This window comes from Alteromonas sp. ABH4_457 (assembly GCF_056160625.1).
The window spans coordinates 503,206-527,008 of record NZ_JBSWXN010000002.1 but is presented as its reverse complement, the minus strand read 5'-3'; the positions used below and the strand labels follow the sequence as shown (position 1 = coordinate 527,008).

At 50.8% G+C, this 23,803-nt stretch carries 24 protein-coding genes; 12 read left to right on the top strand and 12 right to left on the bottom strand.

Annotated elements, in window-relative coordinates:
• Positions 1 to 89: 89 nt before the first annotated feature.
• From ACXAGR_RS05455 to prmA, 9 genes are all read right to left on the bottom strand, one after another.
• Entirely contained in the window at positions 90 to 1,337 is a 1,248-nt protein-coding gene (locus tag ACXAGR_RS05455) for an ArsB/NhaD family transporter (RefSeq protein ID WP_474842094.1), read from the bottom strand.
• A 161-nt stretch (positions 1,338 to 1,498) separates the two neighbouring features.
• Positions 1,499 to 2,401 (bottom strand): phosphoribulokinase, encoded by a 903-nt coding sequence (locus tag ACXAGR_RS05450; protein WP_119503087.1) that lies wholly within the window; start codon positions 2,399 to 2,401, stop codon positions 1,499 to 1,501.
• 148 nt (positions 2,402 to 2,549) lie between these two features.
• On the bottom strand, positions 2,550 to 2,942 hold the full coding sequence (locus tag ACXAGR_RS05445; RefSeq protein ID WP_119503086.1) for a phosphate-starvation-inducible PsiE family protein: 393 nt from the start codon (positions 2,940 to 2,942) through the stop codon (positions 2,550 to 2,552).
• 194 nt (positions 2,943 to 3,136) lie between these two features.
• Positions 3,137 to 4,432 (bottom strand): phosphoribosylamine--glycine ligase, encoded by a 1,296-nt coding sequence (purD, locus tag ACXAGR_RS05440; protein WP_474842091.1) that lies wholly within the window; start codon positions 4,430 to 4,432, stop codon positions 3,137 to 3,139.
• A gap of 19 nt (positions 4,433 to 4,451) precedes the next feature.
• Entirely contained in the window at positions 4,452 to 5,264 is an 813-nt protein-coding gene (locus ACXAGR_RS05435; RefSeq protein ID WP_474848827.1) for a class I SAM-dependent methyltransferase, read from the bottom strand.
• A gap of 154 nt (positions 5,265 to 5,418) precedes the next feature.
• Positions 5,419 to 7,014: a bifunctional phosphoribosylaminoimidazolecarboxamide formyltransferase/IMP cyclohydrolase gene (gene purH / locus ACXAGR_RS05430; protein WP_474848587.1), complete on the bottom strand. Its 1,596-nt coding sequence runs from the start codon at positions 7,012 to 7,014 to the stop codon at positions 5,419 to 5,421.
• Positions 7,015 to 7,103: 89 nt separating this feature from the next.
• Positions 7,104 to 7,397 (bottom strand): DNA-binding transcriptional regulator Fis, encoded by a 294-nt coding sequence (gene fis / locus ACXAGR_RS05425; protein ID WP_018982332.1) that lies wholly within the window; start codon positions 7,395 to 7,397, stop codon positions 7,104 to 7,106.
• A 31-nt stretch (positions 7,398 to 7,428) separates the two neighbouring features.
• On the bottom strand, positions 7,429 to 8,427 hold the full coding sequence (dusB, locus tag ACXAGR_RS05420; RefSeq protein ID WP_474842087.1) for a tRNA dihydrouridine synthase DusB: 999 nt from the start codon (positions 8,425 to 8,427) through the stop codon (positions 7,429 to 7,431).
• A 224-nt stretch (positions 8,428 to 8,651) separates the two neighbouring features.
• Complete coding sequence (gene prmA / locus ACXAGR_RS05415; protein WP_474842086.1) at positions 8,652 to 9,533, bottom strand: 50S ribosomal protein L11 methyltransferase; 882 nt, start codon at positions 9,531 to 9,533, stop codon at positions 8,652 to 8,654.
• Between the two features lie 183 nt (positions 9,534 to 9,716).
• On the opposite strand from prmA, the gene ACXAGR_RS05410 reads away from it, so the two are divergent.
• The 11 genes from ACXAGR_RS05410 to ACXAGR_RS05360 all read left to right on the top strand — a co-directional run bounded on the left by ACXAGR_RS05410 (position 9,717) and on the right by ACXAGR_RS05360 (position 20,178).
• Positions 9,717 to 10,511 carry a substrate-binding periplasmic protein gene (locus tag ACXAGR_RS05410; protein WP_474842084.1) on the top strand — a complete coding sequence of 265 codons (795 nt, stop codon included), beginning with the start codon at positions 9,717 to 9,719 and terminating at the stop codon, positions 10,509 to 10,511.
• A gap of 194 nt (positions 10,512 to 10,705) precedes the next feature.
• Positions 10,706 to 12,922: a FepA family TonB-dependent siderophore receptor gene (locus ACXAGR_RS05405; RefSeq protein WP_474842082.1), complete on the top strand. Its 2,217-nt coding sequence runs from the start codon at positions 10,706 to 10,708 to the stop codon at positions 12,920 to 12,922.
• Positions 12,923 to 12,982: 60 nt separating this feature from the next.
• A complete protein-coding gene (locus ACXAGR_RS05400) occupies positions 12,983 to 13,795 on the top strand; it encodes a DUF3450 family protein (protein ID WP_474842080.1) in 813 nt (270 codons plus the stop codon).
• A 1-nt stretch (position 13,796) separates the two neighbouring features.
• Positions 13,797 to 15,125 carry a MotA/TolQ/ExbB proton channel family protein gene (locus ACXAGR_RS05395; RefSeq protein WP_474842078.1) on the top strand — a complete coding sequence of 443 codons (1,329 nt, stop codon included), beginning with the start codon at positions 13,797 to 13,799 and terminating at the stop codon, positions 15,123 to 15,125.
• Positions 15,125 to 15,508: a MotA/TolQ/ExbB proton channel family protein gene (locus tag ACXAGR_RS05390; RefSeq protein ID WP_474842076.1), complete on the top strand. Its 384-nt coding sequence runs from the start codon at positions 15,125 to 15,127 to the stop codon at positions 15,506 to 15,508. The genes ACXAGR_RS05395 and ACXAGR_RS05390 overlap by 1 nt, the downstream gene beginning before the upstream one ends.
• The gene (locus tag ACXAGR_RS05385) at positions 15,501 to 15,908 is read left to right on the top strand and encodes an ExbD/TolR family protein (protein WP_119503075.1); all 408 of its coding nucleotides are present in this window, start codon (positions 15,501 to 15,503) and stop codon (positions 15,906 to 15,908) included. The genes ACXAGR_RS05390 and ACXAGR_RS05385 overlap by 8 nt, the downstream gene beginning before the upstream one ends.
• Positions 15,909 to 15,917: 9 nt before the next feature.
• Complete coding sequence (locus ACXAGR_RS05380) at positions 15,918 to 16,541, top strand: energy transducer TonB (RefSeq protein WP_474848585.1); 624 nt, start codon at positions 15,918 to 15,920, stop codon at positions 16,539 to 16,541.
• Positions 16,541 to 17,911 (top strand): tetratricopeptide repeat protein, encoded by a 1,371-nt coding sequence (locus ACXAGR_RS05375; RefSeq protein ID WP_474848583.1) that lies wholly within the window; start codon positions 16,541 to 16,543, stop codon positions 17,909 to 17,911. The genes ACXAGR_RS05380 and ACXAGR_RS05375 overlap by 1 nt, the downstream gene beginning before the upstream one ends.
• A complete protein-coding gene (locus ACXAGR_RS05370; protein ID WP_474848581.1) occupies positions 17,911 to 18,207 on the top strand; it encodes a hypothetical protein in 297 nt (98 codons plus the stop codon). Before ACXAGR_RS05375 ends, ACXAGR_RS05370 begins: the two co-directional genes overlap by 1 nt.
• 13 nt (positions 18,208 to 18,220) lie before the next feature.
• Entirely contained in the window at positions 18,221 to 19,843 is a 1,623-nt protein-coding gene (locus ACXAGR_RS05365) for a PepSY-associated TM helix domain-containing protein (protein ID WP_474848579.1), read from the top strand.
• Positions 19,840 to 20,178: a DUF3325 domain-containing protein gene (locus tag ACXAGR_RS05360; RefSeq protein WP_474848577.1), complete on the top strand. Its 339-nt coding sequence runs from the start codon at positions 19,840 to 19,842 to the stop codon at positions 20,176 to 20,178. The genes ACXAGR_RS05365 and ACXAGR_RS05360 overlap by 4 nt, the downstream gene beginning before the upstream one ends.
• Positions 20,179 to 20,199: 21 nt before the next feature.
• Here ACXAGR_RS05360 and ACXAGR_RS05355 read toward each other — a convergent pair whose 3' ends face one another.
• The 3 genes from ACXAGR_RS05355 to ACXAGR_RS05345 all read right to left on the bottom strand — a co-directional run bounded on the left by ACXAGR_RS05355 (position 20,200) and on the right by ACXAGR_RS05345 (position 21,526).
• Positions 20,200 to 20,493, bottom strand: a complete 294-nt coding sequence (locus tag ACXAGR_RS05355; RefSeq protein WP_119503070.1) for a high-potential iron-sulfur protein — start codon at positions 20,491 to 20,493, stop codon at positions 20,200 to 20,202.
• A 183-nt stretch (positions 20,494 to 20,676) separates the two neighbouring features.
• The gene (locus ACXAGR_RS05350; RefSeq protein ID WP_474842065.1) at positions 20,677 to 21,333 is read right to left on the bottom strand and encodes a flavin reductase family protein; all 657 of its coding nucleotides are present in this window, start codon (positions 21,331 to 21,333) and stop codon (positions 20,677 to 20,679) included.
• A 1-nt stretch (position 21,334) separates the two neighbouring features.
• On the bottom strand, positions 21,335 to 21,526 hold the full coding sequence (locus ACXAGR_RS05345) for a zinc ribbon domain-containing protein (RefSeq protein ID WP_119503069.1): 192 nt from the start codon (positions 21,524 to 21,526) through the stop codon (positions 21,335 to 21,337).
• Positions 21,527 to 21,680: 154 nt separating this feature from the next.
• Here ACXAGR_RS05345 and ACXAGR_RS05340 point away from each other — a divergent pair, with 154 nt between their 5' ends.
• Positions 21,681 to 23,801, top strand: coding sequence for an exonuclease domain-containing protein (locus ACXAGR_RS05340; protein ID WP_474848825.1), 2,121 nt, complete (start codon positions 21,681 to 21,683; stop codon positions 23,799 to 23,801).
• Positions 23,802 to 23,803: the final 2 nt, after the last annotated feature.

The window sequence follows — 23,803 nt, the reverse complement described above, 5'->3', positions numbered from 1 at the left end:
ACCACTTCAGGTCACGGACAAAAGCACAGAGATGTTGCGAATGTCCGTGGAATGTTACAAATGATGTCAGCCGGGCATCAGGTCTGCCGTCAGCCGAGTACCAGGTCCGCCATCAGCAGAACCATGGCAAAACCGAAAGAGTAAGCCACCAGTAGCAGCAAGGCGAATTTGCCGTACTTAGCGAAGGTCAGCCCTTTCACTTTACTCATGGTAACAATCCCCGCCGAAGAGCCGATGATTAGCAGTGAACCCCCTACGCCAACGGCATAGGTAAACGCCATCCACTCCGCGGTAGACATGGATATATCAGCTTTCAGCAGTGCGGCTGTCAGTGGCACGTTATCAATCATTGAAGACAGCACGCCCATGATGAAGTTTGCGCCGGTTGACGGGAAGATGTTGTACACCTCAAGCAATGCACCCAGTGCGTGAATATGGTCCAGCATACCAACCAGCAACAGTACACCGAGGAAAAACAGCAGGGTGTCGAACTCAATGAGGCGGATGTAGTCCAGGATCGGGTCTTGATACTTCTCTTCGCCCATGAAGGTCGCGACCAGGAACATGACAGCCATACCAGCCAGGAAACACAGCATCGGTGGGATGGCAAACAGAACGTTGGCAACCAGAGTCAGTATGATGGTGGATAAGAATATACCGGCAATGACATAGTCAACGGTACGCATATCATGACGGGTTTTCTTTATCTTCACGGTGCCGTTCATACCTATACTCAGCATCATTGCCAGGAATAGTACGGCGGAAAGGGACGGAATGATGAGCAGCAGCAACTGCGTGATAGTAACCTTGCCGTCGAGGAAAATCATCAGAGTGGTTACATCGCCGGTGATGAGTGACACGCCGCCGGAGTTCACCGCAAATACCACCAGTACCGCAAACCGCATGGTCTGGTTAAACGGTAATCCCAGTGACAGTACCATGGCTATGGACACCAGAGTGGCGGTGATGTTGTCTGCCAGAGAAGAGAAACAGAAACTGAAGATGGCGGTGAAGAAGATAAGCTTTCGCAGCGTAATTTTGGCCGGCATGATGATATTGAGCATATTCTCAATCATGCCTTTACGGTTAAGGTAAGCAACAAATGTCATGGCGGCGACGAGGAACAGCCACAGGGTGGAAATTTCGCTGATGTTTTCAGTAAGGTGTTCGTTGAGCTCTTCTAAACCGGGCCCGCGGTTAGCGTTTATAAAGAGAAGGATCCAGGCAAGTGTTCCGAGAAAAAGCGTCGTTTTGGCTTTGTTTACGTGAATGACTTCTTCGAAAACGACGCCAAGTAACGCCAGTACAGCTATGCCGACGAGTACATAATCCAGCATGGTTTTTACCCCCAAATTGTAAGGGGTAAATTATACGTTTTCAGGGCCCGCGGCTGAACGCCCGGTGCGTTGTAAACCGCGGAAAATCAGTTATATCCGTTATGCATTTGAATGATGAAAACACAATGAAAACGGGCTGTTAACGGCTATGTACGATTTGCTTACTGCTCGCTCACCCAGTCCATCTGACTGCCTGCCCGGCGCTTCTGATCAAGAATATCTTCAATCAGCGGTGTGAGGATTAATTCCATCGCCAGACCCATTTTTCCACCCGGTACCACCAGGGTGTTAATGCGGGACATAAAGGCGCCGTCGATCATTTGCAGCAGGTACGGATAATCAACATTTTTCATTTCACGGCGGAATCGCACGACGACAAAACTTTCGTCCTGGGTAGGGATCTCCCGGGCACTGAACGGGTTAGATGTATCGACAGTGGGAACACGCTGGAAATTAACGTGAGTGCGGGAAAACTGCGGTGTGATGTACTGAAAATAATCGTCCAGTCCGCGCACGATACTGCTCATCACCGCTTCACGGGAGTGTCCCCGGTCAGTGGTATCGCGGACAATTTTCTGGATCCACTCCAGGTTTACAATCGGTACCATGCCTACCAGCAAATCTACATGGCTCGCCACGTCATTTTCTTCTGTGGCAACGCCACCGTGCAGACCTTCATAGAACAGTAAGTCAGTGTTTTCCGGCAGCGCCTGCCAGGGCGTGAATGTGCCCGGCATCTGGTTAAACGGGACGGCTTCATCAAAGGTATGCAGATACTGCCGGAATTGTCCGGTGCCGGTTTGTCCGTATTCTTTAAACAGGGTTTCGAGTAATTCAAAATCGTTGGCGCGGGGGCCGAAGTAACTGATATGGCGGCCCTGTTCCTGCGCTTTGCGGATTTCCACCTCCATTTCCGGACGGGTAAAACGGTGGAAGCTGTCACCGCCAACCACTGCCGCATTGACATTCAGGTTACGGAAGATGTGCGTGATCGCATTTGTCGTTGTTGTGGTGCCTGCGCCGGAAGAACCGGTGATGGCAATAATCGGATGTTTGGCTGACATAATCACAGAATAGGAATACCGGACTTCTGTTATAAGCTGGCAGCACGGAAGAATCAAGGGGAACTATGTTGCAGAATAAGTCCGCAACGGGTTCGAAATTCACCTGATTAATAGTGCCCGGCCATTGCCGGGCGTGCTTTGTACGCCGTTAACCGGGAGGATTCAGATGCCGGTTTTTCAGTTTCTCCAAACTGATTTTATCTTTCAGACTCATGATCACTGCGGCAATACTGAGCAACAAGATACTGCTGGACTCATAAAGAAGCACAATTTTATCCAGCTCTTTGCTTTGCAAAATAATCATGCGGCTGAGCGCCGTCATGGCGATGATCAGCGGCAACGTAACCGGAATCCGGCTGCTGTTATAGTACGCGGCCAGCATGCCGATGACTTCGGCGTAAATGAACAATAGCAGCAGATCTGAAAGTTCAACCTTACGCTGATGAAACATATGCATGATTTCATCGCCCACAGCAACCAGCGTCGCCAGCATAATGAGGATTAGCAACAGTTTTTCAATTTGCTCGATAAATTTTGCCATATCTGACTATCTTGAAGCATTTTTGTACAGACCTGTAAGACTAATTGGAAAGTGCCGGCGGGCACACCGTGCTTTGGTCGTATATAGCGGGGAATTTTCCGGGACTGTCGGGTTACGACCAGAGAATAAGGTCTTTCTTTGGGGGAACGGGAAGAAAAGGCAAAAAGAAAGGGCGCCGCAGCGCCCTTACCGGATTATGCCTGACCGCTTGCTTCGCGGGCGATAGCGCGGTATGCGATATCTGTTCTGAAATACACATCTTTCCAGCTGATGGTATTCAGTAATTCATAGGCTTTCTGCTGAGCTTCGGTAACATTGTTGCCCAATGCAGTAGCGCATAGTACACGACCGCCTGCAGTCACTACCTTACCGTCTTTCATGGCAGTGCCGGCATGGAAAACTTTGCCTTCGTGAGCAGCAGCTTTATCCAGCCCTTCAATGACATCACCTTTGTCGTAACTGCCCGGGTAACCCCCTGCAGCCAGTACAACACCAACCGCAGCGCGCTCATCAAAATCAATGGTTTTGCCGGCCAGTTCACCTTTACAGGCCAGTTGGCACATTGCCACTAAATCAGACTGCAAACGCATCATGATAGGCTGGGTTTCAGGATCCCCGAAACGGCAGTTGTATTCGATAACCTTTGGCGTACCGTCTGCCATGATCATCAGGCCTGCATACAGGAAGCCTGTATAAGGATTCCCTTCACTTGCCATACCTTCAACGGTAGGCATGATGACTTCCTTCATTACGCGGTCATGGATTTCCTGCGTCACAACCGGAGCCGGTGAGTATGCACCCATACCGCCGGTGTTCAGACCAGAGTCACCGTTACCTGCGCGCTTGTGATCCTGGCTGGTGGCGAAAGGCACAACATTTTTACCGTCTACCATCACGATGAAAGAGGCTTCTTCACCATCAAGAAACTCTTCGATTACCACGCGGCTGCCGGCGTCACCAAATGCGTTACCTGCAAGCATGTCACGGATGGCATCTTCAGCTTCCTGTAACGTCATCGCAACGATAACACCTTTACCGGCGGCCAGACCGTCAGCCTTCACGACAATCGGTGCACCTTTTTCACGCACATAGGCGATAGCGGGGTCGATTTCAGTGAAGTTCTGGTATTCCGCTGTAGGAATGGCATGGCGGGCTAAGAAATCTTTAGTAAACGCTTTGGAACCTTCCAGTTGGGCCGCAGCTTGTGTCGGTCCGAAAATCATCTGACCGGCAGCCTGAAACGCGTCAACAACACCTTCAACCAGCGGCGCTTCAGGGCCGACAATGGTTAAGTCAATCGCGGTGTCTTTGGCAAACGCCAGCAAACCTTCGATGTCTGTTACACCAATGTTCACGTTTTTCAGCTTAGGTTCAGTGGCTGTGCCTGCATTACCCGGCGCAACATAAACAGTGGAGACAGAGTCAGATTGTGCGGCTTTCCACGCTAATGCGTGTTCACGGCCACCGCTGCCAATAACTAGTACGTTCATCAAAGCGTTCCGTTATCTCTTATTCAGGTTTAATAAATTTAAGTGTCATCCGGTTGCTTTCACCAATAGACAGATACTTTGCCTGATCTTCTTTGCCTAAGCGCAGTGAAGGTGGCAAGGTCCACACGCCTTTAGCGTGATCGGCATTGTCTGCAGGGTTAGCATTTACGTCACTTTCTGCAACCAGTTTGAAACCGGCAGCTTCAGCAGCATCGATGACAAAAGACTTTTTCATATAACCGCTGCTTTTCATTGCTTCGTCAGCAGCGGATTCCGGTAATTCATGATCAACTACGCCCAGGATGCCGCCGGGCTTCAGGGCTTTGTAGAACGACTTAAACGAGCTGGTCACGCCTTCTTTATCGCCGCCCATGTACCAGTTATGGACATTACGGAAGGTCAGCACTGCGTCTGCACTGCCGTCAGGGGCAATGTCAGGGCTCTTTGAAGGATGGAAAGCCGTAATCGTGGCACCCTCATAAGGGCCGCCCGCTTTGGCTTTTTCTTTGAAGCCGTTGAGTGAACCGGCGTAATAACCCGGTGCACCGTCGAACATAAAGAAGTGCGCTGCAATATAGTTGCCGTCGTCTTTTAATAAAGGTGCGAGAATATCGGCATACCAGCCACCGCCGGGCCAGATCTCAACAACGGTCATGTCCGGTTCAATACCGAAAAAGCGCAGAGTTTGTTGAGGATGACGGTACTCGTCACGGGCTTTGGCATCCGCTGAGCGGTTATCGTTTTTTACCGCATCGGTAATAGCGTCTGCGCTGGCCAGTGTTGATGTGAGTGAAGCAGATACAGCAAGCAAAGAAGCGGCAATTACACGCATCGTGGTCTTCATAATTGATCCTTAATTGTTTTAACGGTGCATAGCATTTTTAAAGTAATACCTTGTACTGCAGCAGCTAGGTTAACGCAGGACAGTAAAAACGCAAAAGGGTTGTGGCGAAAGCCACAACCTTTACCGTAAACAACTTTTTCAATTAATGGCGGAAGTGACGCATGCCGGTGAATACCATAGCAATGCCATGTTCATCAGCTGCTGCGATAACTTCATCGTCACGCATTGAACCGCCCGGCTGGATTACCGCTTTGATACCGGCAGCCGCGGCTGCATCAATACCGTCGCGGAAGGGGAAGAACGCATCAGATGCCATTACTGAACCCGCTACCTCCAGGTTCTCATCGGCCGCTTTAATACCGGCGATTTTCGCAGAATACACACGGCTCATCTGGCCTGCACCCACACCGATGGTCATGCTGTCTTTAGCATAAACGATAGCGTTAGATTTCACGTATTTTGCTACTTTCCAGCAGAACATCAGGTCGCGTAATTGCTCTTCTGAAGGTTGTACTTTAGATACGACTTTCAGATCTTCCATATCCACCATGCCAAAATCACGTTCCTGAATTAACAGGCCGCCGTTAACACGTTTGAAGTCGAAACCGTCGGTAAGCTGACCCTGCCAGTCACCACACGCCAGCAGACGTACGTTTTTCTTTTCAGCAACGATGGCTTTCGCTTCTTCGCTGACAGTAGGGGCAATGATGACTTCAACGAATTGACGGTCAACAATGGCTTTCGCTGTGTCGGCATCCAGTTCACGGTTAAACGCGATGATACCGCCGAAAGCAGACGTCGGGTCAGTTTTGAAAGCGCGGTCATAGGCTTCAAGGATGTTGTCACCCAGCGCCACACCACAAGGGTTTGCGTGCTTAACAATGACACAAGCCGGTACGTCGAATTCTTTCACGCATTCCAGCGCTGCGTCGGTATCTGCAATGTTATTGAAAGACAGTTCTTTACCCTGAAGTTGCTCAGCAGTAGCGACAGACGCTTCCTGAATGTTGTTCTCAACATAGAAAGCCGCAGACTGGTGGCTGTTCTCGCCGTAACGCAGATCCTGCTTTTTGCTCATCTGTACGTTGAACGTACGGGGGAATTCTTCAGCTTCACAGCAACCTGTTTCACACGCAACAGTATCAATGCGCGTACCGAAATAGTTGGCAATCATGCCGTCATATTCTGCGGTATGTTCGAAGGCTTTGATGGCCAGGTCGAAACGTGTCTGGTACATCAGTGAACCTGCATTTTCTTCCATTTCAGCAAGCACGTGGCTGTAATCCGCTGCTTTAACCACAATCGTCACATCTTTGTGGTTTTTCGCTGCAGCGCGAACCATCGTAGGGCCACCGATATCGATGTTCTCAATCGCGTCTTCCAGCGTGCAATCGTCTTTTGCGACAGTGGCAGCGAACGGGTAAAGGTTCACTACAACCAGATCGATTGGCGCGATATTGTTCTCAGCCATTACACCTTCGTCCTGACCGCGACGACCCAGAATGCCGCCGTGGATTTTCGGGTGCAGAGTTTTCACACGACCGTCCATGATTTCAGGGTGACCAGTGTGTTCTGAAACCTCTTTAACCGGCAAACCGGCTTCCGCCAGTAATTTTGCCGTACCGCCGGTAGATAGCAGTTCAACGCCTTTGTTGTGTAATGACGTGGCAAATTCAACGATGCCGGTTTTGTCAGAAACACTTAACAGGGCGCGCTTGATAGGTTTAGGTGTTTGCATAGTGGTGTTGAGCTCTTTGCGTAAGTTAACGAGTGGAACAAAAAAGAGCACCGTTTGGTGCTCTTAAAGTCGGGCTAAGCCCTTTAATCTTAGTTCATGCCGTACTGCTTCAGCTTTTTGCGCAGTGTGCCACGGTTGATGCCCATCATGATGGCGGCGCGTGTCTGGTTGCCGCGGGTGTAAGTCATTACTTCTTCCAGTAACGGCGCTTCAACTTCAGCCAGAACAAGTTCGTACAGATTATCGATGTTAGCGTTGTCCAGTTGCTTCAGGTATTTGTTTACCGCTTGCTTTACTGAGTCACGCAAAGGCTTCTGTGCCTGAGTTTGTGAAGGAGTCGTTACTGTTGTAGTAAAAGGTGAAGTCACATTTTGATCGAACATAATACTTTCTTGCTCTATTAGTTAGTCATTACTATGCCGCAGGAGAGATCTGTCGCTTATCTCTCGTTTGCAGCGATTGAAAATACGCATCAAGGGCGTTGAGTTGAGCGTAAGCTTCCTCAAGACCATTGAATGTCCGGCGAAACTGATTTTCCGTGTCGTGCTCCGCGAGATACCACCCTACGTGCTTCCGGGCTATTCTCACACCCATAATGCCGCCGTAGAAGTCGTGTACATTTACAACGTGCTCATGCAATACCGCTTGCTGTTCTGACAACGAAGGAGGCGGCAAGTTTTCACCTGTATGCAGGTAATGTTGGATTTGTTTAAAAATCCACGGATTACCTTGCGCACCGCGCCCAATCATTACGCCGTCAGCACCGGTATACTCAAGTACGAAACGTGCTTTTTCCGGAGAAGTAATATCGCCATTTGCGATTACAGGAATAGACACCGCCTGTTTAATGGCACGAATGGTGTCGTATTCTGCATTTCCCCGGTACATACAAGCCCGCGTTCTGCCGTGAACTGCCAGCGATTGTATGCCGTTCTGCTCCGCAATCCGGGCAATGTCTGCCCCGTTGCGGTTATCTGTGTCCCACCCTGTACGGATTTTCAGAGTGACTGGTACGTCAACAGCGTCTACCACTGCCCGGACAATGCTTTCTACAAGCTCCGGGTACTGCAAGAGCGCTGAACCAGCTAATTTCTTATTCACCTTTTTGGCCGGACAACCCATGTTGATATCGATGATTTGCGCACCGTTCTCAACGTTAAATTGTGCCGCCTGCGCCATCAGGTCAGGATCTGCGCCGGCAATCTGTACCGAGCGGATCCCGTCTTCACCGGTATGATCCATACGATGCATGGATTTTGCGGTTTTCCAGACCTTGGGGTTGCTGGACAACATTTCAGATACAACTAACCCTGCCCCCATTCTCCTGCACATCTGCCGGAAGGGCCTGTCTGTCACGCCAGCCATAGGCGCGAGCATCAAATTGTTCTGGAGTGTGTGAGGTCCGATTCGCATACTTTACAGCCAACTGTTGCGCAGAATTTATACACCAGGCCAAAACGGGGCGCTAAGTTTACGTGTTTTCGCAAGCCTTGAAAAGGCTAAAAATCACACAAAATTTCAAGCCGGGCTATTGACAGTGCTGGCGAGTTTTGCGTGTGAAATAACCCGTCAGCCTTTCGCCGAAAAAGGCCACAGCCCCTGTATTTGACAGATTTCTGACAGTTTTATGAATAGATTCAGTGGGTTCTTATGCCGCTGACTCTTGCCCAATCGCCTTCTACAGCACTGGGTTCCAGGGAAAAACTGGTCTGGTAAGCTGCTTCAATTTTTTCCACCTGCTCTTCCAGAATGCCTGATAAAACGAGCTTTCCACTGGTTTTGCAGTAGGCAGTGATAACGGATTGCAGTTCTATGAGTGGCCCGCTGAGAATATTGGCCATGACCACATCGGCTTCCAGTTCGGGCTGATCTTCAGGCAGATACACACTTAAGCGGTCTTCCACACCGTTGCGGCGGGCATTTTCCATGGATGCCTGCAGGGCCTGAGGGTCGATATCAATACCGATCACTTCTTTTGCTCCCAGTTTCAGTGCCGCCAGCGCGAGAATACCTGAACCGCAACCGAAATCGACCACGGTTTTGCCTTCCAGGTCCAGGCTGTCGAGCCAGCGCAGACAGAGTGCTGTGGTAGGGTGCGTACCGGTACCGAAAGCCAGACCCGGATCGAGCATAACGTTTACCGCATCAGGGTCCGGCACATCACGCCAGCTGGGACAAATCCACAAACGCTTACCGAACTGCATGGGATGAAAGTTATCCATCCACTCCCGTTCCCAGTCTTTATCTTCTAACTGATCAAGTTTATGTTTAAAGCCTTTTCCCAGCACCTTCGATTGTTCAAGTCTTTGAATCACCGCTTTCATGTCGTCGGCTGCACTGAATAACCCGACTACCTGCGTATCCGGCCACAGCATGGTCTCACCGGGCTTGGGTTCGTACATAGGCGTGTCTTTGGCATCAACAAATGTAACAGCTTGCGCGCCATTGGCACTTAACATATTGCCAATTTGCTCTGCGTGTTCAGAGTCAGAATCGATTCGTAACTGGATCCAGGACATGGGTACTCTTTCAAGGGAAAACGTTAATCAGCAGATATTTTATCAGCTACTGCCTGCAAAACGCACCCCACAGCGCCATTTAACCCGAATTTTGAATCCCCCCGGAAGAAGTATCCTTATGTCTGATTTCGTTTCTCACTGGCAGGTGCTACTTTTATAAGAGGTATTGAGACAGGAAAACCAATGAGACTGCTGGCCAAACTGGTAATGATAGCTTTTCTGGCTGCTCCGGCATACGGCGCCGTGGTGCGCAGTGTGGATGTGGTTTCCGGCTGGGACAAGCCACCCTATGTGATCGCTCAGGGTGATACTGGATTTGAGATCGAGCTGGTTAAATCTGTCCTTCAAAATGCCGGTTACGAACCTAACATGATGTATGTACCTATGGGCCGCTCAGTCAGACTTGTCAGAGAGCGTGATGTGGATGTGGCCCTTTCAGTGAGCCGTCGAAACGACATTCCCGAAGCCTGGTTCAGTGACGTGTATGTTGTATACCAGAATGTTGTGGTGACACTGAAGAACCGTAATTTGTCTATCGAGCGGGTGGAAGATCTGAAAAACCACACCGTTGTGGCATTTCAGACTGCGTCAGAAGCTCTCGGTCCCCAATTTTCACAAGCAGTAGCAAAGCACAAGGGCTATCTTGAAATGGCTGATCAGCACCGTCAGGTCAGCATGCTGCTGCTTGGTAGTGTGGATGCTATTGTACTGGACCGGAATATTTTTGAAGCAATACGCAGTAAACATCCTAAAGGGCAGGATGTGGAAGTGACCGTGCACGAACTCTTTGACGTCAGCCCTTATCATGCCGTCATTCCGAATAAACAGCTCCGGGACAAATTCAATCTTGAGTTAACGAAATTCCGTGAAAGCGGTGACTACCAGGCCCTCGCCAACGAGTTCTCGCTGATCAATTTGCTCGACAGCTATGTCCAATACCCCTTCCTGACACATCTCGAACACCCCTCCGACTATTAAAATTGTTTAAAAATTATCTTTACTTATTTTAATGACCAATGATAATGATTCTCATTGGTATATATGTTTTAATACGCTTTGAACGGAAGTATAGTTAAAAGATTAGAAGAGCGTTTTCACCCGCCGGTATTCCCGTGTTCTCGTAAGTTATTTTTCATCCACATAAAAACACTCTGAGTTTCAAGGAAAAAGTAATGCCTAAATTAGGTAAGATAGTACTGCTCACGTCATTATTTCCCGGCTTATCAGCCGCTGTTTTCGCGCAAGAAAATGAAGAATTAGAAACCCTCGACACCACTGTTGTTCAAGCCGCTTCAGAAGAGCTTAAACAAGCCCAGGGTGTGTCGGTTATTACAGCAGAAGATTTCAAACGTCGTCCGGTTACCAATGACATCTCCGAGCTGGTTAAAACTATGCCGGGTATCAACCTGACCGGTAACTCCAGCACCGGACAGTATGGTAATAACCGTCAAATTGATATCCGCGGCATGGGCCCGGAAAATACCCTGATTCTTATCGACGGTAAGCCTGTGCTTTCCCGCAACGCTGTCAAAATGGGTCGCTCGGGCGAACGTAATACCCGTGGTGACAGTAACTGGGTACCACCTGAAGCCATTGAAAGCATCGAAGTTATCCGTGGTCCTGCGGCGGCCCGTTACGGCTCAGGTGCTTCCGGTGGTGTCATTAACATCATTACTAAAAAACCGGATGTAGCAGCAGGCAGCATTACAGTACAAACCGAAATTCCTGAAAATTCGCTGGAAGGTGGCAATAAACGCGCAGATGTTGTGGTCAGCGGCCCGTTATCTGAGCGCTTCTCTCACCGTACCGTGCTGAACTACAACAAACAGGAAGGTGATTCTCCTGACATCAACCGCGATGCCACCGTTGAAGACAGTAACGTTGCTGCCGGCTCTGAAGGTGTTGAGAATATTGACTTCCGTACGCTGGTTCGCTTTGACCAGGACGAAACCAGTACCTGGGAAGTAGAAGCGGCTTACAGCCGTCAGGGTAATGAATACGCCGGCGACAACGCATTCCAGGGCGTAGATAACGCGCAAAGTCAGTTATACATTGGCCAGGAAACCAACGTTGTAAGACGTAAAACACTTTCCGGTACCCATCGTGGAACGTTCGATTTTGGCGACTCTTTCTCTTACATCCAGTTTGAAGAAACAGATAACACCCGTTTGAGCGAGGGGCTGGCCGGTGGTACGGAAGGTCGCTTCAACACCGAGACCGGTGAAACCGTGACAATCATGCTGCGCAATCTGACTGCAAAATCTGAGTGGAACATTCCGCTGGATCTGTTCGGAAAAGCCCAGACTATGACAGTGGGTGCCGAATTCCGTGGTGAACGTCAGGATGATGCGTCGTCTAATCAGGCCGGTATTAATGTAGCTGACGGCGTTGTTATTGATGGTACTGACATTGACGCAGCCGACCGCGACCCTCACATGAGCTCAGAATTGTTCGGCCTGTACGTCGAGGACAACATCGTTCTGACCGATGACATTATGCTGACGCCGGGCGTACGTTTAGATCACCACAGCGTAGCGGGCAACAACGCGTCTCCCAGCCTGAACATGAGCTGGCAGTCAACGTCTGAAATTTCTTTCCAGGCTGGTATCAGCCGTGCGTTCAAAGCACCAAACCTGTATCAGACTAACCCGAATTATGTTTATACCACCCGGGGTAACGGTTGTCCGGTGGATTACCCCAGCCAGGGAAGCGGCTGTTCAATTCTGGGTAACCCGGATCTGGAACATGAAACGTCGGTAAACAAAGAAATCGGTATTAACTACGCTGGTAATGATGATGGCATCAATGCCGGGTTAACGTATTTCCACAACGATTATAAAAACAAAATCGTGACCGGAAATACCGCACCGATTTATGTGCTGGAAGGTAGCCGTGGCGGTACTGTTCAGGTTTTCCAGTGGTACAACACGCCGGAAGCCGTTATTGAAGGTCTGGAAGGTAACCTGCTTGTGCCGTTTACTGACGACATCGAATGGTCTGTGAATGCCACAGTGATGATTGAATCGGAAGACAAAGAAACCGGTCAGCCGCTGTCTATCGTGCCTGATTACACGATTAATACGCAGGTAGCATGGACTGTCACAGAAAACTGGGAACTGGTTGCCAGCGCCCAGCATTACGGCGAAACAGAAAGCCCGACAACCAGCACGACCAGTGGTGCAGATATTGAAAATCCTGAACCGCGTGACCCTTACACCATCGTTAACCTGAACAGTGTGTATACCTACAAAAACATCGATTTTACCATCTCAGTGAAGAACCTGTTTGATAAAACGATTTTACGTGAAGGTACGCAAACTAACGCAGGGGCGAATACCTATAACGAGCCGGGCCGTAACTGGCTGCTGTCGGCAACTTACCACTTTTGATGATACCAGCCGGTAACACAGTGTTTGTGTTACCGGTTTTTAGTAATGAAGGGAACGGGAATGAAGACAATGCAAATGGGGCATCTGAGAATACCGGCTACATGCAGTGCCGGTATTTTGCTTACTGCATCACTATTGACCGGTAACGCCATGGCTGCCGTGACAGATGATATGGACGGACTGACCCGCCAGTGGCTGCACATTGAGGCGCAGGAGCGCAAGCTGGTCATGGACTGGCAGGAACAGGAACCGGTGGTCCGTCAGCGGATCGACCTGCTGAAAGCTGAAAAATCGCAGTTGCAGAAGATTCTTGCGACAAGTAATGATTCACAGGATGACGTGGATGCCCGCCGGAATGCTCTGCTGGCCGAACAAAACACCCTTGAAAGTCAGCAGGCTGATGTAACAGGTGCATTATCTTCTCTGGTTACCCGCATCAATAGTTTATATGAAAGTCTGCCACCTCCCCTGAAGTTCAACTGGGACAAGGAAGATGCTGCGCTGGCCGGTGACGGTGGCGACAACCCTTCGCAAATTTTGCAGGTCGCACTGGCTAAATTATCCCGGCTGGAACAATTCGACAGCAAGCTCACAGTAAACGAAGACGTGCTCACGGCGCCTGACGGTAAAGAAGTGGTGGTGAAACAGTTATATCTGGGGTCACAGCTGGCCTGGTTTGCAAACAACGACGGTAGTGTGGCCGGTTCCGGCTACCCGGAGAACGGACAATGGACATGGCACTTCGATGACAGTGTTGATGGTGAAGCCATCAGCCGCGCACTGGCGGTTTTCGAGCGACGTCAGCAACCTGAATTTATTGCACTGCCTTTGCCTTTTACTGCGCAAAATCCGGTAAGTGGCGGAGGTCGTTAAGATGAAAAGAACTTTACTACTTATTATGCTGGCGTGGGCCTCTGCTGGTGCCGGTGCACAGCAGCAGGACATGCTGAACAAAATTGAAAGCGCGAAGCGCAGTCTGAACAGCGCGGAATCACGCATCGTAAAAGAGCGGGTTTCGTTGTCCTCCACCCTCAGTCAGTTAGAAAAAGACGTGATGTCTTTACGGGACAAGACTGCGGTCGCCCGCCGTCTCGCAGATGAAAAAACACTGAGTCTGAGCAAGCTGGAAGAACGCTTATCTGAATGGAAAGAGCAGCAAACCTACCAACAGAACCTGCTCAACCGTTTCCTGCAACAGCAGGGCTTACCGTTTAATGAAGTCAACGCCATGGATACCGCCGCGAAAATGGCGGCTGTGTCTGACGCTGCAGTGAAAACCGCCTCTCTTCCCGGCTGGCAGCCCCGTACGCTGGTGCTGGAAAACGGTGAACTGGCCAGTGTACCGTCCCTCTCGGTAGGACCGGTTACCTGGTTTAAACACAATGATGCGGTAGGACTGGCTGAAACCGTATCCGGCAGACTGCAAACCAAAGGGATGTTGCCTTCAGGACTGGCGGCAACCATGCAGGAGCAGGCGGGCACCGTTGTCCTGGACCCGACCCTTGGCCGTGCACTTACCCGTGAGTCTGCAAACGAAGGTGTGATTGAACATGTGGTGAAAGGCGGTATCTGGGTAGTCCCTATTTTACTGTTCGCGTTGATTGCCACTGTTATTGGTCTGCTTAAAGTGGTGCAACTGCTCCGTCTGCCTAAAGTGATTCCGGTGCGGTCCCAGGCGATGCTGGATAAGATTCTGCAGTCAGGTGGCGCGGCGCGTGCCCAATTTAAAGGCATGCAGGAAGATTTACTTAAAATTGCTGAGCAGGCGGTAACGTTCCGTGACCGTGACGATCAGCTGTTCGTACAACTGCAACAAGACCGTCAGACCCTGGATAAGTGGATCAATGCTGTGGCTGTTACTGCCGCTGTGGCTCCGCTGCTGGGACTACTGGGAACGGTAAGCGGAATGATCGAAACCTTCCGCATGATGACATCATTCGGCTCAAGCGACCCTGAAGTGATTTCCGGCGGTATCGCCAAAGCACTGGTGACAACGGAGCTGGGTTTGATCGTCGCTATTCCTGCACTGATCCTGAATGCTCTCCTTAGCCGCAAAGCGCGCCAGTACTACACAGAACTGGAGAACTTTGCACTTATTTTAAGTGGCGACGAGGGCAACAGTCATCAGGAAGAGCTTGATGCGCAGGCGCGGGATACTGACACTGAATTGTCAGGGGCCGGACATCCATCCGGAGCAGGCTGATGATTGAATTATTCACCGGCAACCCCTTGTGCTGGGTCATGGTACTGACCGGCTGGTTTGCCTTTCAGCAAATCTGGATGCTGTACCTGAACCGGTTCGACAAGGACGTTCGCAATAAAGACAGCGACCCGTTAATGACGCCGTCCGTGCTGGTAGGGGCGTTGCCGCTGATGGGGCTGCTTGGCACCATCATGGGATTACAGGGCAGCTTTACCGGCATGATGACCGACGGGGCTGACAGTCAAATCGTGTCTGCAGGTATTGCCGATGCGTTATTTACAACTCAGCTGGGGCTGGTGATGGCTATCCCGGGCTGGTTATGTTTGTCATATGTGAAAGGACATCTGCACGATACGCAGGAAGGTGAGGTGAAACATGGCTAGTCGATTACAACGCCGGCTGGAAGCACAACCCATTCAGTCTATTGATATGTCACCACTGCTGGATGTGGTGTTTATCCTGTTGATTTTCTTCATCGTTTCCACGGTGTTCGTTAAAGAAACCGGGGTCGAAGTAGATAAGCCCCAGGCCATCTCGGCACAAAAGCTTGACCAGATGTCCATTCTTATTGCCATCACTGCTAATGGTGAGGTGATGTACGACAGCACCAACATCGGTGTTGCCGGGGTACGGGGAACGGTAGAGCAACTGATGGTGCAGGAAGTGCGTCCGGTGGTACTGCAGGTAGATAAAACCGTGTCGACAGATCTGCTGGTGGAAGTGATTGATGCCGCCAAAATGGCCGGTGCTGTTGACGTCAACATTGCCACAGCAAAATTGTGAGGATGCAGAATGAAAAAGCAACTTTCAGCATTTTTACTCAGCGGCGGTGTCATGGTGGTGTCGCTGGGAATACTGACTCTGGGTTATTACCTCAACAGTGAAGACGGCCCTGAGCTTGAAGTCAGACAGCTTGATATCGCCATTGCACAGCCGCCCCCGCCGCCGCCCCCGCAAAGTCAGCAGGTGACTGAGCAGGCAGATGTGAATATGCAGGTGGAAGGTGCTGGTGCGCCTGTATCGATGGCGGATATTCAGGTGGATCCGGAAATTGAAATTGATAAACCGGAGCGGCCGGACGTGGCAATGGCGCAACCTGACTGGGCTGTACCGGAAATAGACTGGGAGGCTTACGCTCTCAGTGAACTGGACGGCAAGCCTACCTTGCTGACTCCGGTAAAAATCCGGTTCCCGAAAAAACTGAAACATCGCGGTATTGAACGGGTTGTGGTGAAGCTGGATGTAATGATTGATGAGAAGGGTGACGTCACCCTGATTGATATCGTCGACAACCCGCATCATGAACTTAATAAGGAAATTCAGCGCTTTGTGAAAGGCAGTAAATTCACTGCTCCGCACAAAGCCGATCACGCTGTCAGAGCAAGATTTATCTGGCCTGTGGAGATTGAAGCATAATGAAAAAATTCACGTTTAAACGATTAGGATGTTGTGCGTTACTACTTGCTTTCACAGCAGGCGCGCAGGCAGAGGTTAAAGTATCGCTGGACGAACCGGTCTGGGAATTCAGTTACCGCGCCGGTAAAAGCGATGCCCACAGGAACAGAGTAAACCGTGACGAAGGTGAGTTCTTTCACAACGTACAGCCGTTGCTGCAAAAGCAGGATTTCAAAGGCGTAGAGCAAGCCTGGAACACCTACCGTCAGGAACACGAAAAAGTCAGTGCCATGCTGCATGAAATGATGGGCCAGGTGTTTTTAAGCTTAAAGAAAAACAGTGAAGCGAAAAAACACTTCGAACTGGCGTTAAAGGAAGATCCTTCATCGTCAACTTCACACCGTGGCCTGAGCATGATTTATATGCTTGATGAGTCTTACGAAAAGGCCCGTGAACATGTGGTGGCTTCGCTGGCACTCGGGGTGTCTGACAGTCAGGTGTATGGCCAGCTCGGATACCTTAACCTGCAACTGGAAAAACCCCGCAGTGCTACCGCAGCCTACCAGAATGCCATGATGCTGGAACCCGGTAATGCCCAGTGGGCGCAGGGGCTGCTGTTTGCGCTGATTGCCAGTGACGCACTTCCCCAGGCGTCTTCACTGGTGGGAGAAATGCTCAGTGAAAAGCCAGACAGCGCAAGGTTATGGCTGCAACGCAGTCAGATTGCGATGAAAAGTCAGGATGATCTCACTGCTATCAGCAGCCTGGAAACGGCGCTGTCTCTGGGGGAAAAGCGTGCGGAAAATCTCACGACTCTGGCAAAACTTCATGTGAAGTCCGGCAGTCCGCATCGTGCGGTTGCGCTGCTTAACGATAACGTCAGTACTTTGCTGGCCGGCAACAGTGATGGCGCAGAGACCATGTTAAGTATTGCCAACTGGCTGGCGGCCAGTCAGGACTGGCAAAACCTGGGTGCTCTGGTCAGTACATTGGATAAAAACGCTAAACGCCTTGATAGCAGTAACACAGCAATGCTGAACGTTATGAAGGCGAACCTCGCCATTGCGAAGGATCAGAACAGTAAAGCGCAGGACTACCTGCTGACTGCTATTAAAGCCGCGCCGGCGAACGGTGATGCGCTGATGACGCTGGCAGCACTTCTGCGTAAAGAGAAGAAAGACGAACGTGCAAAAATGTATTACCTGCGTGCCGAAGCACTCCCCGAATATAAAGAACGGGCCATGCTGGGACGGGCACAGGTCGCCATTAATCAGAACGCTTACGCTGATGCACTGACGTTGCTTCGTCAGGTGTACAAATCGAATCCGGGACGCAGTGATTTGCTGAGCAATATTCAGTCTCTGGAAAATATTGTGAAGAACGCATCATAATGACAACACAACATCTCCCTTTCTATTCAGCACCTGCCTTTACGGTAACTGTCAGAGTCATTCTGGCGGTGGCGGGTGGTTATGCGGCGGCTACCGCAATCAGTTTGTTGCTGGCGGCCGGGTCAGAGGTGTCCGGCCGCCAGGAAATTGCCTTTATCCGTATGGTGTTTTTCCTTGCATGGACGGTTTATATCATCTGGATATTCGCCATCAATAACCATGTAAAAGCCTTCATCACCGCGCTGGCAATTAACGTCATGGCGTGGGGGCTGGTGTGGTCCGGTGTAGCGTCATGAAGGGAAGACGGCAATGAAAGGTTCACTCAGACAGTCGATGACCTGGCTGCATACATGGAGCAGCATCACCGCGGGCTGGATCCTGTTCGCGATATTTTTTACCGGTACGCTGGCATTTTTCAGAAGTGAAATTACTCACTGGATGCAGCCTGAATTACATGTGTCTGTGCCGGCTGAGAACAGCGCTGAAGTGGCTTACCGCTATTTGCAGGGCAAGGCCACGGGGGCTCAGGAATGGCAAATTTCTTTACCGGGACCCAGAGAAGAAACAGTCAGTGCAAGCTGGCGTAATGGCGGGGAAAATCGCCAGCAAATGCGTTCGCAACGTGCCGTCCTGGATGCGTCTACCGGTGAGGAGCTGACACCGAGAGAAACCGCCGGTGGCAATTTTCTGTACCGCTTCCACTTTGAACTATACGGCGTACCGCGTGCTGCAGGTGAGACCTTCGTCGGCATTGTCAGCATGATGATGCTCATTGGTATTGTCAGCGGCGTGATCATGCACCGTAAAATCTTTGCAGATTTTTTCATGTTCAGGCCAAAGAAGAAGCTGCTTTCCTGGATAGACGGGCACGTTCTGGCATCCGTGCTGGCGCTGCCATTTCATCTGATGATCACATTCTCCGGCTTGTTACTGTTAGGAGGCACTTTGCTTCCGTGGAACGGCAGTGGTGGCGGACATGGTGGTCCTCCCGGTGGCGGAGGTCCGCAGGGACAGGGCGGGCCGCAACGGGGCGCACCGCAAGCGCGGGCAGTACAACATAAGCCTGCAGCGCCAGTTGTGGACAATAGCGCCCTGCTGGCACAGGTTATGGCCAGTGCTTCTGCTGAATGGGGCGTACCTGCTGACCGCATCACCATTAAAAATCCGGGCACAGATAAAGCGACACTTTCTGTATCCGGTCCCAACCGTGTTGAGTTATCCGCCGGTCGTGGCGGGAACAGCGGGCTGGTTTTTAACTCTGAAGGTGAAATTCTGAAAGTAGAAGAGGCGTCTTCTGCACCGAATACCAGCCAGGCAATTTATAACTATATGGACATGCTGCATCAGGCCCGTTTTGCCGACAGTGTTACCCGCTGGCTGCTCTTTTTTGCCGGTATTCTGGGCACGTTAATGGTGGGGACCGGTTCTATCCTTTGGGTAGAGAAGCGCGCCAAAAAACAAATGGGACGCAGAGGCTTCGAACTGGTGAGAGGCACGAACATTGGTGCTATTGCCGGGCTGATGGTGGCTACCGGTGCTTATTTCTGGGCGAACCGCCTGTTGCCTGCAGAATTGGCGACACGCAGTGACTGGGAAATACGCAGCTTTTTCATTGTGTGGGGGCTTTGTGTGGTAGCCGGATTGTTCAGACGCGACCGTAAAGGCTGGCTCTGGCAAACGCTGGCAGCTGCAGTACTATTTACTTTCATTCCGTTGCTGGATGTCGCTACATCACCTGTTCTGGTGCCTGATACGTTAAGGATCATATTCGATGCAGCCTGTCTTATCCTGGCCGCGCTGGCCTGGTATGCGGTGAGTAAACTCAAAGCTGAACCTAAATCTAAACGCGCGCCGTCAGGCCGCAAAGACAGCCCTGCCCGCCGGAGACGGCCTGCACCGGAAGCGGGCAGCACCGGGGAGCAGACAGCATGATGACATTTCTGTGTTTACTGCTGTGCATTGCCGGTTTCCTGCACTTTTCTATGGCTAATCCGAAACATTTCCGTGCGGTCACCGGTGATGAGATTGAAAATGTGCCCTGGGGCAGGCTGATATTTCAGACGCTGGCAGTGTGTTTTCTGACTGTAGCGACGTTTCCGGCGATAGCCGGCTGGCAAACTGAAATCGGACTGGTTGTGTGGTGCGGATTGCTGCATGTGGCAGCGGTACTGGTGTCTTTGCTGTTTACTTATCAGCAGGATGCGCTGGCATTTGTATGGCGCTGGTGTGTGCCGGGAGGCTGGCTTCAGCGGGTATTACCCCGCTGATCCAACTGTCCGGGTTCAAACTTAGCCCGGACGTTTTACCCAGGCACTGCACCAGCCGTTGGTGTTAACCAGTTTACCCGGGAAAATGGCGCAGGGACGGTGAGCTTGTCCGTCCTCACCCTGAATGTACATGCAATTACCGCACTGAGACCCTTCCACCGTTGATTTCGGGGTATATTTCAATGCCTGTGCTGTGGGGTCGTCGGTCTGCAGTTGCTCCTGTGCCTGTGCGCGAAGTGCAGTGCCACCTAACGTCAAACCGATCAGTGTGGTGCCTGACAGTTTTAGGAAATCACGACGGTTCACATTACTCATAATTTGCTCCCATAAAGCTTAAACGAGAATGATTTGTTTTTATTTGGTCTTATAACGTAAAAAACCTGCCGCGATGACAGGTTTACCATGACAATAGTTATACGACACATTTACGGGACTGCCAAATCGTTCCGTCACATATTTGATGTAGATTAACTTTTCTTCACCGCAGGACCTGTGCATTTACGCGTTTTTACCTGCCAGCGTGACGGGTTTGTCCGGTTTCGCATAGGCATAACGGGCGATGGGTTCCGCACGGTGGTAAGTATCCAGCCCGCTGATACAGGCAAGATTCATTTTCTCCAAATCCAGTTGTCCGTCCTCACCGGTGGCCCCCTCCATCACGTAAATATCAAGCACCCTGCCAATGACCAGTACTGTCTTATTACATTGCAGCGTGGTTATTTCTTCTGCCGCCATGGCCATACGCAAAGGACTTTGAGCGACGAAAGGCGCGGCGAATCCGTCTTCTTTCAGCGGTGTTAAGCCCGTGGCATCAAACTCACTGGTGTGTTCATCATAGCGGGCAGAAGTCTGGTGAGCTTTATCTGTCCAGCCGGCGCTGACTGCATTAATGGTGTACACACCGGTTTCACGAATATTTTCCAGCGTTTGCCGTGGCACAGTGTGCGGACGTAACAACATGCCCTGAAGAGGAGGATGCGCCCCCACGTGAAATACAGAGCTGATAATGGCCAGGTTATCCCGTTTACCGTCAGTGGTGCCTACAAGGTTGGCCCCTTTGTAGCCTGACAAGCAGTTGATCAGGTTCGTTCGGGTCTGTTTTTCCAGCTCATTAATAGCAGCAGAGGAAAAATGCCGCATGGACGGGTCAGTCATATCAGGCATTCTCCTGCTCAACCTGCACAGTTAAGTTGTCGCCGTCACTGTACACTGTCATTTCAATAGGCTGACAGCAGACCTGGCAATCCAGTACCTGCATAACATTGATATCGTTCTGCTCATCAATTTCTACTTCATTCGGCTCCATGCAATAGGGGCAGTGAAATAACTTAGGGGTCGTCAGACTCATAACCACTCCGGATAACTGATTAAAATGATGTTGCTAACCTTTGATATACGAAGAAAACAGATAACCGGATTGTAAGGAAACTGCATCCGGCGGGTTGATTAAAGTGGCTGTATAAATATACACTTGGTCAGGTGTACAGTATCCGGTGCAGATGATGCGTAAAACGTTGCCTGAAAAATATTATCTTGATCACTTCCGAGAGTTTTTGTCCTTTTTCGACGGTGCCAGTGGCGCATTGCTGGACGACAGTGCGCGGCGTTTTATTGAGGATTTCAATGCACTGCCGGAACCGCAGCAATGCATCATCGCCCGTGCAGCAAACCGCAAATACGCCATCATCAACCGTGAGCATTTCTACTACGAAGAAATACCGCATCCGCAGCAGCAAATAGATGCGCTTTCCGCCTCCGGCTGGTTCGGGTGTGTAACAGAAGCGCCGCTGCAGGAACTGGCCGGTATGCTGACCAAGGCTGATATTCTTCAATATCTGCATGATCTCGGGATCAGCGGTCAGCCTGCTTCAGCTAAAAAAAGTGTACTGATGGCAGGCTTATTCGATGGCATAAAACGTCATGGCTGGCCGGCGTCATTGTCGGTGGAGCATTTACTGTTTTGCCGCTTCGATGCCACTATGCGTTATTTGCTGTTTCTGTTCTTCGGCAACATCAAAGGGCGGCTGAATCAGTTTTCCATGCGTGATCTCGGTATTATGCGTACGCGGGGCCAGGCTGTGTCTGATCAGGCACGCTTCGAATTGCCGGAGGATGCCGGCGCTGCTTTTTACTATGCTTCACGCACCGGCGAACTGGATTTTCTTGATGATGAGGCCTGTCTGGCAGCAGCAAAAGCCCCCGTGCCGGAAACCTTCTCCACCATTTCAGCAGTGCTGGCGGAAAAATACCACGCAAAACTGGGGTCAAAGCTGCTTTCTGTCGACCGGCAGGCTGCACTGACTTTTCTTGAGCAGTCTCCCGGCGACACAGCAAAAGAAAAATGGATTCGGGAAGCTTACAAAGAAGGGTCGAAAGACGAGGTGAAGCAAAGCCTGGAAAGCATTATCGACTCCCCGCCCTCTGATACATTGCTGGCTTTCGCAGAAGATTTTTATCAGCGTAAATATCATAAGAAGCGCACCAGTATAGTGACGGATATGTTGCGCAACGCATCCCGTACACTGCAACTTGACGAGAGTCAGAATCAGTCTGTTGAACGGGGCGTCATTGCCTGGTATCAGCGTCACGGCGCTGAAGCCTGGCGAACCGAGAATCGCTTGTGGCGGAGTCTGTTTGCCCTCACGTTCTGGACATTATTGTTTGAAGAGGATGCGCCGGTAACTGCCTTCGACCGGCGTCCCCAAAGCCTGAAGAATAATGCTTTCTACGAGTCATTTGCGGTAAAAATTGATGAACTGCTGGCAAGTTTTACTACTGCAGACGCACTGATGAAGCACGTAACGGCCATGGCCGCTGCCCATTATGGTGAATCGAACAGCCTGTTCCTGTGGGGAACAAAATTGCTGGACCCGGTCAAAGGGTTGCTGAAGCATGCGCCGGTTACACAGGTGACAGCCATGCTGAAAATGATGGCGCAGGACTTTGCCAGTCTGCGTGACGGTTTTCCCGATATTATGGTGGTGGAAAACGGGGCGCTGCGGTTTGAAGAAATTAAGGCGCCCGGCGATCAGCTTCGCCGCAACCAGCTTGTCAGTATTCAGAAGCTGCAGCAGGCCGGATTTGATGTGCAAATAACGCAGGTAAGCTGGTACCGTGACCCGGAGCAGCCCTATGCTGTCGTTGATATCGAAACCACGGGCGGCAACAGCCAGTATCACCGGATCACCGAAGTCGGCATTGTGAAAATTATCAACGGGGTAGTGGTGGATGAGTGGCAGTCTCTAATCAATCCGCAGCGACACATTCCTTCGTCTATTACCCGGCTGACCGGGATCAGTAATGACATGGTCGCCGGTGCACCGGTGTTTGCCGACGTAGCTGAATCCATCGAAGCGTTTACCCGCGACTGTGTGTTTGTCGCCCATAACGTTAATTTCGACTATGGATTTATCAAGCAGGAATTTGCCCGTCTTGAGCAGCCTTTCCGGCGGCCCAAGTTGTGTACTGTCAGAGAGTCCAGAAAAGCCTTTCCCGGACTTGCCTCATATTCACTGGCGGCGCTGACAAAACACTTCGGCATTGATATGGAACAGCATCACCGGGCATTATCTGATGCAAGGGCGTCAGGCGAACTGCTGGTGATGACGCAGCAACAGGATTAAAA